Raw genomic sequence first — 16,739 nt, 5'->3', positions numbered from 1 at the left:
GAGAGGGAGGAAACACCTGCTGCACAAAGGGGATGCGCCAGGAGAACCTGTCGAAAGTCTTGGTTTATTAGTATTTTCTTTGATGTTGAACCAAGCATAGAGTGATTCTCCGAGTCGCGCTATCACTAGAAATCACCAGTCATTAGATGTGGACAGTTATCCACTCGATCTCTCTGCTGCGGCTTTATTGCGCGGTCGGTGAGAAATACGGGGGTTGCGCGCATCCGCGGCGCAACTATCTCGTGCGCTCCAGCCGGTTCGTCAGCAGCCGCATCATCCGTTCGTTGAAATTGTAGGATTCCACACGGTCGAAGCGGGCCTGGTCGCGGTCGTGAGCCTCCACCACTTCGGCGGTAACCTTGTCGACTTGCGCTTGCAGTCGGTTGCAGTCCGTGTTCGGACGCAAAGCCTTGAGCCGGCGCTCCAACTCGCGAGCGTGGATGCGGGCAATCTCGGCGTGGCGCTCCTCATGCCGCTTGATGTCGCTGGCGAGCGTGTCCCAGACGATGGCCAGGGATTGCGTGGCGCTCCGGCGGTGCTTCCATCTGGGCAGGATGATGTTGGTGGTCAACGTCACCTTCGCCTCGCCGACATGGCACTTCCGGCCGCGGCGGACGTAGGTGACGGAGCCTCCGAAGCGGATCCGGGTCGCGCCGGGATGGCGCGAGCCGGTGTTCTTCATCTTCGGTCCGCGCTTGCTCAGTTCCTCGTCCAGCTCGGCCGCGGTGCGTCCGCCGACGGAAAAATACGAGAAGGTCTTGTTGGTGATGGTCTCGGCGGCAGATGGTGTCGCCGCGGCGGTCATGGCCAGAAGGAGCATCAGCGGACGAAGCGTCTTGGCGATGGCCGGCATGGATTTCCTCGAGGTCCGGTTCGAAAGGGAGCGGTTCAAGCCTGAGCCTAAGCCCGTTTCTTGTTCAAAGCCTTAAAGAGCTGCGCCAGGCGACGGCCACCGGTGCGGAGGCAAGGCGGTTGAACTCGCGCCGAGCTTGGGGCATAGCCTCTTCGGCCGCAGCGGCATACGATGCTGACGGCTCCTGCTGACGGATGTTGCCATGCTCTCTCCCTACCTGCCCTTCGAGTGGCTGCTTGCCCACGGTCGCAGTCTGCTACTGGGGCCACAAGGCCTGATCATGGCAATCGTCAACGTGACGCCGGATTCTTTTTCAGACGGTGGCGCCCACGACACGACGGACAAGGCGCTCGCCTATGCCCGCCGCTGCATGGCACAGGGCGCGCACATCATCGACGTCGGGGGGGAGTCGACCCGCCCGGGGGCCGCCGCGATCTCGGCCATGGAGGAGCAGGACCGAGTCTTGCCGGTGATCGAGGCGCTGGCGCGCGCGGGCGACGCGGTGATCTCCGTCGACACCTACAGGGCGGAGACGGCGCGGCTCGCGGTCGCGGCGGGCGCGCATATCGTCAATGACGTGCACGGGCTGCAGCGGGAGCCGGCGATTGCGCGGGTGGCGGCAGACACCGGCGCCGGCCTGTGCATCATGCACACCGGCCGTGATCGGCAGAAGCTGCCGGACGTCATCGGGGACCAGTTCGCCTTCCTTGGCCGATCGCTGGAAATCGCCCGCGAAGCCGGGGTGGCAGACGAAACGGTCGTCATCGATCCGGGTTTCGGTTTCGCCAAAGACACCGACGAGAATCTGGAACTGATGGCCCGGTTCGGGGAGCTGCTCGGCCTCGGCCGGCCGTTGCTCGTCGGCACCTCGCGCAAGCGCTTCGTCGGCGCCGTCGCCGGCGGCGAGGCCGGCGATCGGGACGTGGCCACGGCGGCGACGACCGCGCTCCTGCGCCAGGCGGGCGCGGCGGTATTTCGGGTGCACGATGTCGCAATCAACAGGGACGCGCTGGCGATGGCCGATGCTATGATCGAGGCGCGGCTCAGGATCGCCGCGCGCAGCGGCGAGCGAGGACAGGACGATAAATGACTGCCACCTATACGATCACTTTGAAGAACTGTGCGTTCTTCGCCCGCCACGGCCTGCATGACGCCGAGGAGTTTCTCGGCCAGCGCTTCTTCGTGGATGCGGAACTGGAGGTGACACCGTCCCAGCCGCTCGCCGACGACCTGATCGAGTCGACGGTCGACTACGGTATTGCCTTCCAGGAGATCGAGGCGATCGTCACCGGCCGCCGGCGTTTCCTGATCGAGGCGCTGGCGCAGGAGATTGCCACCGCGCTGTGCGCCCGGTTTCCGCAGATCAGCCGCGCGAAGATATCCGTGCGCAAGCCGAACGCGCCGGTTCCAGGCATCCTCGACTACGTCCAGGTGACGGTGGATCATGCCGTCTGAGCCGCCCGCCATTCGGGCGACGCTTGGGCTCGGGGGCAATGTCGGCGATCCGGTGGCGGCGATGCGCACCGCCTTGCAGGCGCTCGACGCCCGCGCCGATTGCCGGGTGGTCGAGGTCTCCAGGCTCTACCGCACCCCGCCTTGGGGCAAGACCGACCAGGCCTGGTTCTTCAACGCCTGCGGACTCGTGGAAACGACGCTGGCGCCGGGGCCATTGCTCGACGCCTGCCTGGCGGTCGAGCGGGAAATGAAGCGCGAGCGCACGGAGCGCTGGGGACCGCGCACGATCGACATCGACGTGCTGACCTGCGGTGACCTCGCGGTCTCGGACGCGACGCTGGAAATTCCCCATCCGCGCATGACCGAGCGCGGCTTCGTGCTGATGCCGCTGGCCGACATCGCGCCGGACCTGGTCGTCGGTGGCCGAACCGTCGCCGACTGGCTTGCGACGGCGGATGTTGCCGGCATCGAATGCGTCGGTGCGGATCGCGCCTGGTGGCGGGCGCCGGCCGGGCCTACTTGATCGAACCGACCGCCATCGTGTCGACCTTGCGGTTGAGCGACATGCCGATGACTGGAACCATCTTGTCCTCGACCTTCACGGAGATCGTGACGTTCATCGTGTTGTCGTCCTGAAGGCGCGCGATCAGCGCGCCGTTCAGCTTCTGCCGGTTGATCGACACCACGACCTTGTTGCCGGAGACACTGCCCGAGAGGATGTCGAGGCCCTTGCCGGCCGCGCCGTCAAGGAACTGGCCCTTGTAGGTGCCGCCGCTGCGGGTGATCAGCGCGGACATCGGCTGCTTGAAGACGCCGACCCGGCAATGGCCGTCCAGCTTGACCCCCAGCCCGTCGGCAGCACCGGTGTCGCCGCTGAGGTTGCAGGTGAACTTGGTGCCCTTGTACTTGCCGGCGACGATCTCGCCGGGACCCTGCCATAGGCCGTTGACCTGATCGAAGAAGGCCTTGTCGCTCGACGCGGCCTGGGCCGGGCTTGCGGCGGAGGAAGCAGCGAGAAGGGCCGCCGCGATGCCGCGGGCGATCAAAGAGGTGCGCAGGTACATGAACGTTCCTTGACGGGCTGGTCGATTGTCGGATTCAGCCTTGCGCGAAAATGGTTAACGGAGCGTTTCGCTGAGGGAATTCGCAACGTTTTGACCGGCAGAGCGTGGCCATGTCGAAGACGCGTTCGGCGCTATTTCGCTTCGCCGCCTTTTGCGGTCAGCCCGCCCGGGGCGAGGTCGCCGAGAAAATCACCGATGCCGGGGCGCTTCAGCGCCCGGAACGGCAGCGGACGGCAGAGGTCCATCGCCGCGATGCCGATTCGCGCCGTCATCAGGCCGTTGACGACCCCTTCGCCGAGCCGTGCCGACAGCTTCGAGGCCAGGCCGTGTCCGAGGATCTGCTGCACCAGGCTGTCGCCGACGGCGATGGAGCCGGTGACGGCGAGGTGGGCGACGACGTCGCGCATCAGCCGCAGCAGGCCGAGGGTGCCGGGACGGCCGCCGTAGAGATCGGCCATGGCGCGGATCATCCGGCTGCTCTCGAACAGCACATAGCCGAGGTCGACGAGCGCGCGGGGCGATACGGCTGTGACGATCGAGACGCGCTTGGCCGCACCAAGGATGAGTGCGCGGGCCTCCCGATCGAGCGGCCCGAGCATCTCCCGCTCCGCCAGTTCCAGAAGGTGCGGGCCGTCGATGATCTCGCCTTCGGTCTCGGCGAGCCGGGCCCGACCTCGGGCGGTCTGCGGTCGCGACGCCAGAAGCTGCGACAGCCGGTCCAGGACCTTGCGGGCGGCGGCCGGGCTCGGCGAGGCAGCGGCCTCGACCGCCTCCTCCTTGATGTCCTGCACCACGGTCAGCCGCCGCAGGCCGGCCAGTTCGCGCGCGACGGCGGCCAGCAGTGCCAGCACGGCTATGGCGGCGGCCACGGCGGCCAGGTATCCGAGCCAGTCGCTGCGGGCGAACAGGGCGCGGATCAGGCCGTCCACCCACAGGCCGAGCGCAAGCGACAGGAGGACGCCGAGCGCCGCGGCGGCAACGCCGGCCAGCGACACGCGCCGTCTCGGGCGGGTTGCGACCGGCGGCAGGGCTTCAATGTCACCGGCCGGGGGGGCGAAGGGATCGTCCTGTTCCGGCGTCAGCACGTAGCCCCCGGCGTGATGGGAGGGAGGGCGCGGCGCGGGCGGCGCCGGGCGGTCCGTCCCAGGCGGGGCGTCGGGCAGCGGGAACGCGGCAGGGCGTCGTCGTTGCTTGTCGTTCATGCCAGCCGGTCCCCGATCAGGTATTGCAGCGCCCGGTCGAGCCGGATGTGCGGGATGGAGAGCTTCAACTCGCCGGACGACGTTTCCATCTGTGGCGGCCGAAACCGGACAAAGTTGAGCGTCGGCGCGAGCGGCTCCTGCGAATTCGATTCAACGGCCTGAAACAACGAATCCGGATTCTCCGGCAAGTCCCCGGGAAATATCGCGGTTTTGCGTTCGCCGTCGAAGCTTTCGCCGTCGATCGTCTCGCCGGCAATGGGGGTGCCGACGATGACCGGCAGGCTCGTGCCGTCCTGCTGCACCGTCGCCTCCCGGGTGGCGCGGACGGAGGCAAGCGCCATGACCTCGACGCCCGCACCGCTGAGCCCGATGCGCTTGATCGCGCGCTCGACCAGCCGCCGGGTCAGGGCCTCAAGGTGCGGGTGGCTCTCGTGGTGAAGGTGATCCGCCTTGGTCGCGGCGACCACGACCCGGTCGATGCGGCGGGTGAGAAAGGAAGACAGAAAGCCGGTCTTGCCCGGACGGAAGCAGGCCATGACGTCGCCGAGCGCGCGCTCCAGGTCCTGCACCGCCTCGGCGCCGCGGTTGACCGCCTGTAGCGCGTCGATCAGCACGATCTGGCGATCGAGCCGGGCGAAGTGCTCGCGGAAGAACGGCTTGACCACATGCGTCTTGTAGGCCTCGTAGCGCCGCTCCATCATCGCCCAGAGCGAGTCCTTCGGCGCCCTGCCGTCGGGCAGGTCCGGCAGCGGGGCGAAGGTCAGGGCGGGCGAACCCTCCAGGTCGCCAGGCATCAGGAAGCGCCCCGGCGGCAGGGTGGACAGCGACCGCTCGTCGGACTTGCAGGCCTTCAGGTACTGCGTGAACAGCTCGGCGAGGCGCCGCGCAGTCGCTTCGTCGGCCGGCGCGCGCGGGTCGAGCAGGGCGGTCGCGCCGAGCCATTCGGTGGCGAGCAGGCGACGGACGCCTGACCGCGCAAGCCCAACCGTGGTTTGGCTGAAAGCGCGGAAATCCTGGCCGAGCAAGGGAAGGTCGAGCAGCCATTCACCGGGGTAATCGACGACATCGACCGAAAGCCGGCCGGGCGACAGCAGGCGCCCCCAGCCGCTGGCACTCTCGTAGTCGAGGCTGATGCGCAGCTGGGAAATGGCGCGGGTCGAGTCCGGCCACAGCCGTTCGCCGACAAGCGCGCGGACATGATCCTCGTACTGGAAGCGCGGCACCGCGTCGTCCGGCTGCGGCTCCAGCCGGATCCTGGAGATGCGGCCCGAACGGGCCGGCTCGAACAGCGGCAGCCGGCCTCCGTTCAAAAGGTTGTGCACGAGCGAGGAAATGAACACCGTCTTGCCGGCGCGGGAGAGGCCGGTGACGCCGAGCCGGATCGTCGGGTTGACGAGGCCGGCTGCCCTGTCGGTCAGGTTGTCGAGAGCGATCAGCGCATCGTCGGCAAGGTTGGTGAGCGTCGGCAATCGCATTCCCCGGGGCGTTGTTCCTTGGGTGATATAGGTGCGGACGGCGCCCGTCAAAAGGCTGCGGCCGCCTACAGCAATCCGGAGCGCGGCGTGATGAAGCAGGAGAGCCGGCCGCCCGCGAAGTCGGTGTCGCGCGGCCGACGGTCGAAATCGATGGTGGCGAGCGCGGCGGTGGGAAAGCCGTTGGGGGCGGCCGCGTCGGCGATCGGCGGGCCGACGACGCCGCGGAAGAACGCCTCGATCATCGGGTTGTGGCCGACGATCATGACCGCGGCCGCAGCGCGCTCGGCAAAGGCGACCTCGGCATAGGCATCGACCGTGCCGCCATAGAGCGCGTCGACATACTCGATCGGCAGATCCTCGCCCAGCGTCCGCTTCAGCGGGGCGGCGGTTTCCCGGCAGCGCAGCGCCGTGGATGAGATCACCACCTGCGGGCGGTAGCCCTGGTCGGCCATCTCCTCGGCGAGAATTTCGGCTTCGGCATAGCCCTGCTCGTCCAGAGCCCTGTCGAAATCGGACGCCCCGGGCGCCGCCCAGCCTGCTCGGGCATGCCGCAGGAGATAGAGACGAAACACCCCGGAAGTTACAGTTGCCAAACCGCTGTCCTTTTCGCCGCCACGCTTCGCGAGCCCTCGTTTTCCACCTCCGCGGGGAAAAGATCAACCGCTTTTGCTTGTGGATTGCGGCGGAACGGAATGGCCTGCCGACGCGTTTATTAACCATAATGCCCGGAAGGCAGGCAGAAGGCCCGTCGCAGCCCGGTGACGGGCGATGGGTTGCACTCGCTGAAACGTTACCGGTGCAGGGAATGGCGCCGGGCGCGGCCTGTATTGCCAAAGGTTTGTAATCTTGGCGAAATATTAGCCGTCTAGTCTCGAAATTGGGCAGATTCAAAAAACGGTGTCCAAGTTCTGGCAGGCTTGAATCGCTCCAGTCGCGGGGATATACAGCGCCCTTGAGATGTTCTTCAGGAGAATCGCGTTGAGTGAGAAGATCGATCTTAGTACCCTCGTCTTGGATGAAGACGAAGAATTCATGAGTGCCAACCAGCGGGCTTACTTTCGCGCGAAGCTCAATGCCTGGAAAAACGATATCCTGCGGGAAGCGCGCGAGACCCTCGATCACCTGGCCGAAGAAAGTGCCAACCATCCGGATCTGGCGGATCGGGCATCTTCGGAAACCGACCGTGCGATCGAGCTTCGAGCCCGTGACCGGCAGCGCAAGCTGATCTCGAAGATCGACGCGGCGCTGCAACGTCTGGACGAAGGCACCTACGGCTATTGCGAGGAGACCGGCGAGCCGATCGGGCTTAAGCGCCTCGATGCGCGCCCGATTGCAACGCTGTCGATCGAAGCGCAGGAACGGCACGAACGTCGCGAGAAGGTCTATCGCGACGAGTGAGCGTCGGACACAGGCGGGATCGCGGCGAGGAGGTCGCGGTGCCGCCGGTCGGCCTACTCGATACGGAAACCCTGCTGCAGGGGCCGCAAATTGAGGGCCCGCCGCGTGATCGCGGCGGGCCATTTCGTTGTGCCGCTACTGTTCGGGTCAGGATTTCCGGTTCGCCGACAGTTCGCCGAGAAGCCGCGCCATTTCGGCTTCGGTCTCCTCGCGGCTCTTGGGGTGAGCCGTCTGGGGGTCACGCACGGCCGGTTCGACGCGACCGGCGACGGGCGTCGGACGCGCGGGCGCCGCGGTGATCTCGGCCTCAAGGATTTTCTCGAACTCGCTGACGAGCGCGGCATGGTCGGTGGTGCGCGGCGGCGCCGGCGCGTCGGGTATCGGGGCTGGCTCGCGCTGTCCGATGCGGTCGCTGCCCGTGCCGACGGGATTGGTGAGCACCCGCTGGCGGGCCCGGTCCAGCGCCTCCATGGCGCTCTGGGAACTCTGGGGCGGCGATGGCATGGCGGGCGGCTGCATGGCCGGGGTCGGGGCCGGCGCGGACGAACCGGTGGCGGCGGGCGCGGCCTGCGGCGGGGCAGCATACTGGGTGGCAACCGCAGCGGCCGGCTCGCCGCCGTAGAGGACACGGCCCATCGCCGATACCCCGCCCGCGGGCACGGCGGGAGCTGGTTCTGGCTGCGTCTGCGCCGCGACCGGCCTGGGAGCGGCTGGGGCGGGGCGTGCCACCGGCGGGGGCGCTGCCGGCGTCACTGCCGGCGGCGGCGCGGGATCGGTGACCGCACGGGCGGCAGACGGCTCCCGCTCTTCCGGCGCGGCGATGGCCGAGTTGCTGATGATCCGGCTTTCGACGACGATGTCGGTGGGGCCGCCGATCATCAGCAAATGCTCGACGTCGTCGCGGCGCACCAGAACGAGCCGGCGACGCGCGTCGACGGCGGCGGCATCGAGCACGGACAGCCGTGGCTGGCGGTTGCGGCCGCCGCGAATGAAGGGCGAGGAGGGGCGTCGGCGGACGACCCAGAGCACCAGCGCCAGGCAAGCCAGGCCAAGCACAACGGCGCCTGCGGCGATCAGGAACTTCGTGCCGTACTGGGCGATGACGTCCTCGAACATGAAGGGCTACTCCTTGGCGACACATTGCGTTCATTTGACGGCTTTTTTCGGGCTCGCACAAGAAGCGCGGGCAGGCTGTCCTGTAGAGGCTCGGCGTGGTCTCCGCAATCGCCCGCGGCAGGGCGGCCCCGAACGGGCGATATTCCCTGTGAATTGGGGCCGGGCGCTTTCATTCGCTCGCTTTTTGGGTTTCCCTCAAGGCGCTAAAAGTGATTCTTGCAATGGCTTCCGCGCCGCGCGGCCTTCAGGAGTTCCGGCCAAGAGAGTGAGCGATGTCTAAAATCCGGCAGGAGGTCGAATACCATGCGCCGATCGTCGAGCGAGGCAGCCGTCCGGGCGTGATCCTGCGGATCGTGCTGCTGGCGATCGTGCTCACGGCGTCCGCCGGGGCCTTCATCGTCTTCAAGAAGCAGCTCGACAACGAGATCGTGCTCGGCATCCTCGGCGTGCTGGCCATGGTCGGCATCTTCTTCTTCGTCTCCGCCATAATCGGCTTCATCGAGATCATGCCGCAGTCGCGACCGGACGAACTGGCGCAGATCTTCGTCGACACGCAGCCGGAGGGCACGCTCGTCACGGACCGAAAGGGCCGGATCGTCTATGCCAACGCCGCCTATGGCGCGCTGACCGGCGCGGCGCGCGAGAGCGACGTGCAGACGCTCGAGACCCTGTTCTCGCGCGACCGGGAAGCGAGCGAATCGGTGTACCGGCTGACGAACGGCCTGCACGAGGGGGCGGAGGGGGCCGAGGAGTTTCGCCTGCTGAAGCCTTTGAACCCGGGCGGCGGCAGCGCCAGCGGCGCGCGCTGGTACCGGTTGAAGGCGCGCGTGCTGCCCAACCGGGAGAAGGGCGGGCCGCCACTCTACGTCTGGCAGATCGCCGACATCACGGCGGAGCGGGACGAGCAGGAGCGATTCTTCAAGGAATTGCAGAATGCCATCGACTATCTCGATCATGCGCCGGCCGGCTTCTTCTCGGCCGGGCGCAGGGGCGAGGTCTTCTATCTCAACGCCACGCTCGCCGACTGGCTCGGCATCGACCTGACGAAGTTCCGCCCCGCTTCGGTGTCGATCGGCGATCTCGTGGCCGGCGAAGGGCTGGCGCTTGTGCAGTCGGTGCAGGCCGAGCCGGGCGGCAACAAGACCGAGGTGCTCGACCTCGACCTGCGCAAGTCGAACGGGCAGAGCCTGCCGGTCCGTCTCGTGCACCGGGTCAGTGCGACGCGCGACGGGGCGCCCGGCGAAAGCCGCACCATCGTACTTGCCCGCGATGCCGCCAGCGACTCGTCCAACGACGCCATGCGCTTCACCCGGTTCTTCAACAACACGCCGATGGCGATCGCGTCCGTCGACGGCGGCGGGCGGATCCTGCGCACGAATGCGCCATTCCTGAAGATGTTCTCCGGCGTTGTCTCCCGCGACGACATCGACCGGGGCGCGAGGCTGGAATCGATCGTGCACGAGAACGACCGGCTGCGGCTGGAGGCGGCGCTGGAGGCCGCGCGCGACCGCCAGGGCGACATCGCGCCGATCGATTCGATCCATCCGGGCGAGGAGGGACGCCATTTCCGCTTCTATGTGAATGCCGTCATCGACCAGAGCGAGCAGGCGCCGGAAGAGGCGGCCATCGTCTATGCGCTCGAGATCACCGAGCAGAAGGCGCTCGAGACCCAGATGGCGCAGACGCAGAAGATGAACGCCGTCGGCACGCTCGCGGGCGGCATCGCGCACGACTTCAACAACGTCCTGACGGCCATCCTGCTGTCCTCCGATCACCTGCTTCTGTCGGCGCGCCCGGCGGACGCCAGTTTCGCGGACCTGATGGAGATCAAGCGCAACGCCAACCGCGCCGCCGTGCTGGTGCGCCAGCTTCTGGCGTTTTCGCGCAAGCAGACGATGCGGCCCTCGGTGCTGCAGATGACCGATGTGATCGGCGACCTGCGCATGCTGATCGACCGCATGACCGGCACCAAGGTCAAGATCGAGGCCGACTACGGCCGCGACCTGTGGCCGGTGAAGACGGATCTCGGACAGTTCGAGCAGGTGTTGCTCAACCTCGCCGTTAATGCGCGCGACGCCATGCCGGACGGCGGCACCATCACCTTCCGCACCCGCAACATCGGCGCCGTCGAGGCGGCGGCCTACAACTATCGGGAGCTGCCGCAGGGCGAGTACGTCGAGATCGACGTCATCGACCAGGGCACCGGCATCCCGCCCGAAATCCGCGACAAGATCTTCGAGCCGTTCTTCACCACGAAGGAGGTCGGCAAGGGAACCGGCCTCGGCCTGTCCATGGTCTACGGCATCGTCAAGCAGAGCGGCGGCTACATCTTCCTCGATTCCGAGGTCGGCAAGGGCACGACCTTCCGCATTTTCATGCCGCGTCACATCGAGGAGGTCCAGGCCGGCATCGCTTCGGTCGGGACGGACCGCGCGGCGGTGCCGGAGGCTGCCGCCCCGGCGGCGCCCATGCCGTCGGCAAAGGAGCCGCGCGATCTCACCGGCGGTTCCGCCGTCGTGCTGCTTGTCGAGGACGAGGAGGCGGTGCGGCGGGGCGGCAAGCGCATGCTCGAAACGCGCGGCTACACCGTGCACGAGGCCGGCTCCGGCGTCGAGGCACTCGACATCATGGAGGAACTGAACGGCGCGGTGGACATCGTCGTCTCCGACGTGGTGATGCCGGAAATGGACGGGCCGACATTGCTGCGCGAACTGCGCAAGCAGCACCCGGACCTGAAGTTCATCTTCGTGTCCGGCTATGCCGAGGATGCCTTCGCCCGCAACCTGCCGGCCGATGCCAAGTTCGGCTTCCTGCCGAAGCCGTTCTCGCTCAAGCAGCTTGCCGAGGCCGTGCGCGAAATGCTGGACGGCTGACGAGCGGCGCATCGCCGCCGCAGCCCTGGTCACGGGAGTTGCAGCGACCGGCGGGCCGCTGCGCCGGACCGGATCGGGGGGTGGCCGTCAAACGGCCATCGCCACCGCAATTTCCGCCGCCAGCCGGGCATTGTTCTCCACCAGCGCGATGTTGGTGGCGAGGCTGCGGCCGTCGGTAAGGCGGAAGATCGTGTCGAGCAGGTAGGGGGTGACGGCCTTGCCGCTGATCCCGTCGCGCTCGGCGTTGTCCAGCGCCCGCTCGATGTAGATCTCCATCTCCTGGCGCGGGATTTCGTTCTCGACCGGCACGGGGTTGGCCACCAGCATGCCGCCCTCGATCCCGAGCTGGTTGCGCACCGCCTGGAAATTGGCGATCGCCGCCGGGCTGTTCAGCATCAGTGGGCTCGGCAGGCCGGAATCGCGCGACCAGAAGGCGGGAAAGGCCGGGCTGTCGTAGCTGACCACCGGCACGCCGCGCGTCTCCAGCACTTCCAGCGTCTTCGGAATGTCGAGGATCGCCTTGGCGCCGGCGCAGACGACGACGACGCCGGTCCGCGACAGTTCCTCGAGGTCGGCAGAGATGTCGAAGCTCTCCTCGGCCCTGCGATGCACCCCGCCGATGCCGCCGGTGGCGAAGACGCGGATGCCGGCGCGGGCGGCGGCGATCATCGTCGCCGCGACCGTTGTCGCGCCCGTGCGGCGCTCGGCGATGGCAAAGGCCAGGTCGGCGCGCGACAGCTTCATGGCGCCCTGCTTCTGCGCCAGCGCGACCAGTTCGGCATCGTCGAGACCGATGTGGAGAACGCCCTCGATCACGGCGATGGTGGCCGGGACGGCGCCTTCCTCGCGGATGATGCCCTCGACGCTGCGCGCCATCTCCAGATTGCCGGGATAGGGCATGCCGTGGGTGATGATCGTGGATTCCAGCGCCACGAGCGGCGCGCCGCGCGCCTTGGCCGCGGTGACCTCGTCGGAATAGGCGATCGGCAGGAGCGGGGAGGCGGGTCGGGTCATTTGTGGTCCTCGTCAGCTTGGTCGCGGCGGCGGCCGGCGTCTTGGCGTCTCATGACAGCATTTCGGCCTCGGGGACAAGGGTCATCACGCGTGCGAGCAGCGTCGGTTCGAGTTCTTCGGCGACGGCAAGCGGCGAGCGCACCGCCAGCAGCGCTGCTGCGACGCCCTGGCGCAGCGCCACGGCCAGCGGCCGGCCGTCGAGCCGGGCCGACAGGAAGCCGGAGGCGAGCGCGTCGCCGGCGCCGGTCACGTCCCCCAAGGTTTCCAGCGGCGGCGGGGCCAGCATCGCGATCCCGTCCTTGCCGAAGGCGATCGCGGCGTCGCGGCCGCGCGTGACCACGCCGGAGTCAAGCCCGGCAGCGCGCAGGAGGGCCGGCCAGCCCCGTGCGTCGTCCGGCCGCCCCCGTGCCAGTGCGCGGGCCTCCGCCTCGTTCATGAACAGACAGGACAGCGCGGGCAGCGCCTCGCGGAACCGTTCGACCTTGGCGGGCGAGATGGCGATGCCGAAGACCGGCTTGCCGTTTTCCCCGGCGGTGGCGGCGATGGCGGCCACCGTTTCGGCCGGCAGGTTGGCGTCGGTGAGGACCGCGTCGCTGCGGGCAAGGGCCTCGCGCACGGCGCGCTGCTGCAGACGCCGGGGCGAGAACAGCCGGTAGAGTTCCATGTCGGCGAGCGCGACGACGAGATTGCCGTCGCGCTCGATGATCGCCGTGTAGCTCGGCGTCGCCCGGTCGAGGAAGGTAAAGGGCGTGTCCTCGACGCCGGCGGCCAGAGCCGCCGCCGCGACGATCTCGCCGTCGCCGTCGCCGCCGCGCGGGGCGATCAGCCGCACCGCATGGCCGAGCCGCGAAAGGTTGCGCGCGGCGTTGAAGGCGCCGCCGCCTGCCTCGACGAACCAGCTGCCGGGGTTGCTGGCGCCGGGTGCGGTCTCGCCGTGGATGCGGCCGCGACGATCGACGTGGGCGCCGCCGAGCACAAGGATCCGGTTCATCGGCCACCTCCCTGAAGGTCGCGGCGATTCGCGCCCGAACAGGGCTCGCGCCGGCCGGCGAAGGAATGGTAGAATAGTGTGCAAGTGTCCGGAAACGAACGTGGAACGCTGCCGGGAATATCGAAATTAATCAACCGCATGGTGTTCTGTTGCCAAATGAGAACAAAAAGTGTACATAGCTTCCATCGGCGGCTTCATTGCCTGTCTGGCCCCAATAACCTAAAGGTGGAGCAAATGGCACAAAACTCTTTGCGGCTCGTAGAGGACAAATCGGTGGACAAAAGCAAGGCACTCGAAGCGGCACTTTCTCAGATCGAGAGGTCGTTCGGCAAGGGCTCGATCATGAAGCTCGGCTCGAAGGACAGCGTCGTCGAGATCGAAACCATCCCGACCGGCTCGCTCGGTCTCGACATCGCGCTCGGGATCGGTGGCCTGCCGAAGGGACGCATCATCGAAATCTACGGTCCGGAGAGCTCGGGCAAGACGACGCTGGCGCTGCAGACGATCGCCGAGGCACAGAAGAAGGGCGGTATCTGCGGCTTCGTCGATGCCGAGCACGCGCTCGATCCGGTCTATGCCCGCAAGCTCGGCGTCGACCTCGAGAACCTGCTGATCTCGCAGCCGGACAATGGCGAGCAGGCGCTCGAGATCACCGATTCGCTGGTGCGCTCCGGCGCGATCGACGTGCTGGTGATCGACTCGGTTGCGGCGCTGACGCCGCGCGCCGAAATCGAGGGCGAGATGGGCGACAGCCTGCCGGGCCTGCAGGCGCGGCTGATGAGTCAGGCGCTGCGCAAGCTGACGGCGTCGATCTCGCGCTCGAACACCATGGTCATCTTCATCAACCAGATCCGCATGAAGATCGGCGTCATGTTCGGCTCGCCGGAAACGACGACGGGCGGCAATGCGCTGAAGTTCTATGCCTCCGTGCGCCTCGACATCCGCCGCATCGGCGCGGTCAAGGAACGCGACGAGGTGATCGGCAACCAGACGAAGATCAAGGTCGTCAAGAACAAGATGGCGCCGCCCTTCAAGGAGGTCGAGTTCGACATCATGTATGGTGAGGGCGTGTCGAAGACCGGCGAGCTGATCGACCTCGGCGTCAAGGCGGGGATCGTGGAGAAGTCCGGCTCCTGGTTCTCCTACAACAGCCAGCGGCTCGGCCAGGGCCGCGAGAACGCCAAGCAGTTCCTGCGCGACAACCCCGACGCCGCCCGCGAGATCGAGATGGCGCTGCGGCAGAACGCAGGCCTGATCGCCGACAAGCTGCTCGACTCAGGGCGCCCCGGGGACGACGACGGCGACAGCCTCGCCGAAATGTGACCGGCGGCGCGGCGGCGGTCGCGCCTTGTCCGGCCGGGGCCTTTCGGCCCCGCGCCTGCAGCGCGGCCGAATGCGGTCGTCGGCCGGCAGCGGCGGCTGATCGCGACCGGTCGGCAACGGCGGGAGGCTTTCGGACCGGCTGGCTGCGTTCGGGCATCGCCTGCAAACAAAAGCCCGCCGCGTGGTTTCACGCGGCGGGCTTTTCGTGGGACCCGGCCGGAGCCGGGTCGCTTTGGGCCGGCCTCAGGCGGCCATCGCCTTCTTCAGGTTCTCGTCGATCTTGTCGAGGAAGCCGGTGGTGGACAGCCAGGGCTGGTCGGGGCCGATCAGCAGCGCCAGGTCCTTGGTCATGTAGCCGCTCTCGACGGTGTCGACGCAGACCTTCTCCAGCGTCGCGGCGAACTTCGCCAGATCGGCATTGTCGTCGAGCTTGGCGCGATGGGCGAGACCCCGGGTCCAGGCGAAGATCGAGGCGATCGAGTTGGTCGAGGTCTCCTCGCCCTTTTGGTGCTGGCGGTAGTGGCGGGTGACGGTGCCGTGCGCGGCCTCCGCCTCGACCGTCTTGCCGTCCGGCGTCATCAGCACCGAGGTCATCAGGCCGAGCGAGCCGAAGCCCTGGGCGACGATGTCGGACTGCACGTCGCCGTCGTAGTTCTTGCAGGCCCAGACATAGCCGCCGGACCACTTCAGCGCCGAGGCGACCATGTCGTCGATCAGGCGATGCTCGTACCAGATCTTGGCTTCCTTGAAGCGGTCGGCGAACTCGGCGTCGAACACCTGCTGGAAGATGTCCTTGAAGCGGCCGTCATAGACCTTGAGAATGGTGTTCTTGGTCGACAGGTAGACCGGCACCTGGCGCTGCAGGCCGTAGTTGAACGAGGCGCGGGCGAACTCGGTGATCGACTCGTCGAGATTGTACATGCCCATGGCGACACCGGCCGACGGCGCGTCGAACACGTCGTACTCGATCTCCTTGCCGTCCTCGCCGACGAACTTCATCGTCAGCTTGCCCTTGCCGGGGAACTTGAAGTCGGTGGCGCGGTACTGGTCGCCGAAGGCGTGGCGGCCGACGATGATCGGCTTGGTCCAGCCCGGCACCAGGCGCGGCACGTTCTTGCAGATGATCGGCTCGCGGAAGATGACGCCGCCGAGGATGTTGCGGATCGTGCCGTTCGGCGACTTCCACATCTTCTTCAGCTTGAACTCCTCCACCCGCCCCTCGTCGGGGGTGATGGTGGCGCACTTGACGCCGACGCCGTGCTTCTTGATCGCATTGGCCGCGTCGACGGTGACCTGGTCGTCGGTGGCGTCGCGGTTCTCGACGCTGAGGTCGTAATACTGAAGGTCGATGTCCAGGTACGGGTGGATCAGCTTGTCCTTGATGAACTGCCAGATGATGCGCGTCATCTCGTCGCCGTCGAGCTCGACGACCGGATTGGCGACCTTGATCTTTTTCATGGATTGCCTCGTAGCCTAGTGGGAGCGGAAGTCCCGTTTCGTGAAGTGAAATCGTGGGGCCTATAGCACTGCGGGCCGGCAAGGCAAAGGCGACCAAGGACGGAGACGCTTTATTTTCGGCTCCGTCCGGCTATGCTGGCGCCGCATCGGCGGACCCGTTCGCCGGCGCGACGGCGCGGTCGGCGAAACGTGCCGCCTGCCGCATCCGGCTACCCCCATCCCCCGTCCACGGCCGCTCGGCCAGCCCCATCAGTTCCCGGAGACGCCAAGTTCCGTATTTGCCTTCTTGCAGCCTTCGCGCTGCAACCATCGCTCGCCGTCGCCGGCGATGCACCGGCGCCGGTGCGGGTGCTGCTCGAGATGCTGACGCCGAACTGGGCCGGGGCCGAGGGCGATACCGACACCCCGCCCGGCTATGTCGACCACTTCAACGGCGATTTTCCGCAGCACCTGTACCGCCGGGACTCTGTTGCCCTGTATCGCGCGGCGGCCGGATACCCGGCCAATGAGGACGGCG

15 protein-coding genes are annotated in these 16,739 nt (G+C 67.2%); 6 read left to right on the top strand and 9 right to left on the bottom strand.

The window, feature by feature from the left end; all coding sequences use genetic code 11:
• Positions 1-235: 235 nt before the first annotated feature.
• Positions 236-853: a DUF922 domain-containing Zn-dependent protease gene (locus tag ACXAGF_RS11015; protein ID WP_475016960.1), complete on the bottom strand. Its 618-nt coding sequence runs from the start codon at positions 851-853 to the stop codon at positions 236-238.
• A 202-nt stretch (positions 854-1,055) separates the two neighbouring features.
• On the opposite strand from ACXAGF_RS11015, the gene folP reads away from it, so the two are divergent.
• Genes folP through folK form a run of 3 tightly spaced genes read left to right on the top strand, consistent with a single transcriptional unit; the run spans position 1,056 to position 2,831 of the window.
• Positions 1,056-1,943 (top strand): dihydropteroate synthase, encoded by an 888-nt coding sequence (folP, locus tag ACXAGF_RS11010; RefSeq protein WP_475016958.1) that lies wholly within the window; start codon positions 1,056-1,058, stop codon positions 1,941-1,943.
• Positions 1,940-2,308 carry a dihydroneopterin aldolase gene (gene folB / locus ACXAGF_RS11005; RefSeq protein WP_475016956.1) on the top strand — a complete coding sequence of 123 codons (369 nt, stop codon included), beginning with the start codon at positions 1,940-1,942 and terminating at the stop codon, positions 2,306-2,308. Before folP ends, folB begins: the two co-directional genes overlap by 4 nt.
• The gene (gene folK / locus ACXAGF_RS11000; protein WP_475016954.1) at positions 2,298-2,831 is read left to right on the top strand and encodes a 2-amino-4-hydroxy-6-hydroxymethyldihydropteridine diphosphokinase; all 534 of its coding nucleotides are present in this window, start codon (positions 2,298-2,300) and stop codon (positions 2,829-2,831) included. Before folB ends, folK begins: the two co-directional genes overlap by 11 nt.
• Here the strand turns inward: folK and ACXAGF_RS10995 are convergent.
• The 4 genes from ACXAGF_RS10995 to ACXAGF_RS10980 form a co-directional block, all read right to left on the bottom strand.
• Complete coding sequence (locus ACXAGF_RS10995; RefSeq protein WP_475016953.1) at positions 2,824-3,372, bottom strand: hypothetical protein; 549 nt, start codon at positions 3,370-3,372, stop codon at positions 2,824-2,826. The genes folK and ACXAGF_RS10995 overlap by 8 nt on opposite strands.
• A 131-nt stretch (positions 3,373-3,503) precedes the next feature.
• Positions 3,504-4,574, bottom strand: coding sequence for a YcjF family protein (locus ACXAGF_RS10990; protein WP_475016951.1), 1,071 nt, complete (start codon positions 4,572-4,574; stop codon positions 3,504-3,506).
• Positions 4,571-6,049 carry a YcjX family GTP-binding protein gene (locus tag ACXAGF_RS10985; protein ID WP_475016949.1) on the bottom strand — a complete coding sequence of 493 codons (1,479 nt, stop codon included), beginning with the start codon at positions 6,047-6,049 and terminating at the stop codon, positions 4,571-4,573. Before ACXAGF_RS10985 ends, ACXAGF_RS10990 begins: the two co-directional genes overlap by 4 nt.
• Positions 6,050-6,114: 65 nt before the next feature.
• Positions 6,115-6,642 carry a SixA phosphatase family protein gene (locus ACXAGF_RS10980; RefSeq protein WP_475016947.1) on the bottom strand — a complete coding sequence of 176 codons (528 nt, stop codon included), beginning with the start codon at positions 6,640-6,642 and terminating at the stop codon, positions 6,115-6,117.
• Between the two features lie 385 nt (positions 6,643-7,027).
• On the opposite strand from ACXAGF_RS10980, the gene dksA reads away from it, so the two are divergent.
• Positions 7,028-7,447 (top strand): RNA polymerase-binding protein DksA, encoded by a 420-nt coding sequence (gene dksA / locus ACXAGF_RS10975; RefSeq protein ID WP_475016945.1) that lies wholly within the window; start codon positions 7,028-7,030, stop codon positions 7,445-7,447.
• A gap of 147 nt (positions 7,448-7,594) precedes the next feature.
• On the opposite strand, the gene ACXAGF_RS10970 is transcribed toward dksA, so the two are convergent.
• Complete coding sequence (locus ACXAGF_RS10970) at positions 7,595-8,563, bottom strand: flagellar biosynthetic protein FliO (protein ID WP_475016943.1); 969 nt, start codon at positions 8,561-8,563, stop codon at positions 7,595-7,597.
• A 272-nt stretch (positions 8,564-8,835) separates the two neighbouring features.
• Here ACXAGF_RS10970 and cckA point away from each other — a divergent pair, with 272 nt between their 5' ends.
• Positions 8,836-11,436 (top strand): cell cycle histidine kinase CckA, encoded by a 2,601-nt coding sequence (gene cckA, locus ACXAGF_RS10965; RefSeq protein ID WP_475016941.1) that lies wholly within the window; start codon positions 8,836-8,838, stop codon positions 11,434-11,436.
• Between the two features lie 87 nt (positions 11,437-11,523).
• Here cckA and ACXAGF_RS10960 read toward each other — a convergent pair whose 3' ends face one another.
• Entirely contained in the window at positions 11,524-12,450 is a 927-nt protein-coding gene (locus ACXAGF_RS10960; protein WP_475016939.1) for a pseudouridine-5'-phosphate glycosidase, read from the bottom strand.
• A gap of 49 nt (positions 12,451-12,499) precedes the next feature.
• Positions 12,500-13,441, bottom strand: coding sequence for a carbohydrate kinase family protein (locus ACXAGF_RS10955; RefSeq protein ID WP_475016938.1), 942 nt, complete (start codon positions 13,439-13,441; stop codon positions 12,500-12,502).
• A 234-nt stretch (positions 13,442-13,675) separates the two neighbouring features.
• On the opposite strand from ACXAGF_RS10955, the gene recA reads away from it, so the two are divergent.
• The gene (recA, locus tag ACXAGF_RS10950; protein WP_475016937.1) at positions 13,676-14,764 is read left to right on the top strand and encodes a recombinase RecA; all 1,089 of its coding nucleotides are present in this window, start codon (positions 13,676-13,678) and stop codon (positions 14,762-14,764) included.
• A gap of 243 nt (positions 14,765-15,007) precedes the next feature.
• Here recA and ACXAGF_RS10945 read toward each other — a convergent pair whose 3' ends face one another.
• Positions 15,008-16,222, bottom strand: a complete 1,215-nt coding sequence (locus ACXAGF_RS10945) for an NADP-dependent isocitrate dehydrogenase (RefSeq protein ID WP_475016936.1) — start codon at positions 16,220-16,222, stop codon at positions 15,008-15,010.
• Positions 16,223-16,739 lie beyond the last annotated feature (517 nt).

The organism is Mycoplana sp. ABR4_002, assembly GCF_056159645.1.
This window is presented reverse-complemented; position numbering and strand designations above follow the sequence as displayed.

Excerpts from the sequence above, each read along its gene's own strand:
- ACXAGF_RS10970 (WP_475016943.1), bottom strand. The coding sequence starts at position 8,563 with ATGTTCGAGGACGTCATCGCCCAGTACGGCACGAAGTTCCTGATCGCC.
- ACXAGF_RS10995 (WP_475016953.1), bottom strand. The coding sequence starts at position 3,372 with ATGTACCTGCGCACCTCTTTGATCGCCCGCGGCATCGCGGCGGCCCTT.
- ACXAGF_RS10945 (WP_475016936.1), bottom strand. The coding sequence starts at position 16,222 with ATGAAAAAGATCAAGGTCGCCAATCCGGTCGTCGAGCTCGACGGCGAC.
- ACXAGF_RS10985 (WP_475016949.1), bottom strand. The coding sequence starts at position 6,049 with ATGCGATTGCCGACGCTCACCAACCTTGCCGACGATGCGCTGATCGCT.
- cckA (WP_475016941.1), top strand. The coding sequence starts at position 8,836 with ATGTCTAAAATCCGGCAGGAGGTCGAATACCATGCGCCGATCGTCGAG.
- ACXAGF_RS11015 (WP_475016960.1), bottom strand. The coding sequence starts at position 853 with ATGCCGGCCATCGCCAAGACGCTTCGTCCGCTGATGCTCCTTCTGGCC.
- folP (WP_475016958.1), top strand. The coding sequence starts at position 1,056 with ATGCTCTCTCCCTACCTGCCCTTCGAGTGGCTGCTTGCCCACGGTCGC.
- folB (WP_475016956.1), top strand. The coding sequence starts at position 1,940 with ATGACTGCCACCTATACGATCACTTTGAAGAACTGTGCGTTCTTCGCC.
- ACXAGF_RS10960 (WP_475016939.1), bottom strand. The coding sequence starts at position 12,450 with ATGACCCGACCCGCCTCCCCGCTCCTGCCGATCGCCTATTCCGACGAG.
- recA (WP_475016937.1), top strand. The coding sequence starts at position 13,676 with ATGGCACAAAACTCTTTGCGGCTCGTAGAGGACAAATCGGTGGACAAA.
- folK (WP_475016954.1), top strand. The coding sequence starts at position 2,298 with ATGCCGTCTGAGCCGCCCGCCATTCGGGCGACGCTTGGGCTCGGGGGC.
- ACXAGF_RS10990 (WP_475016951.1), bottom strand. The coding sequence starts at position 4,574 with ATGAACGACAAGCAACGACGACGCCCTGCCGCGTTCCCGCTGCCCGAC.
- ACXAGF_RS10955 (WP_475016938.1), bottom strand. The coding sequence starts at position 13,441 with ATGAACCGGATCCTTGTGCTCGGCGGCGCCCACGTCGATCGTCGCGGC.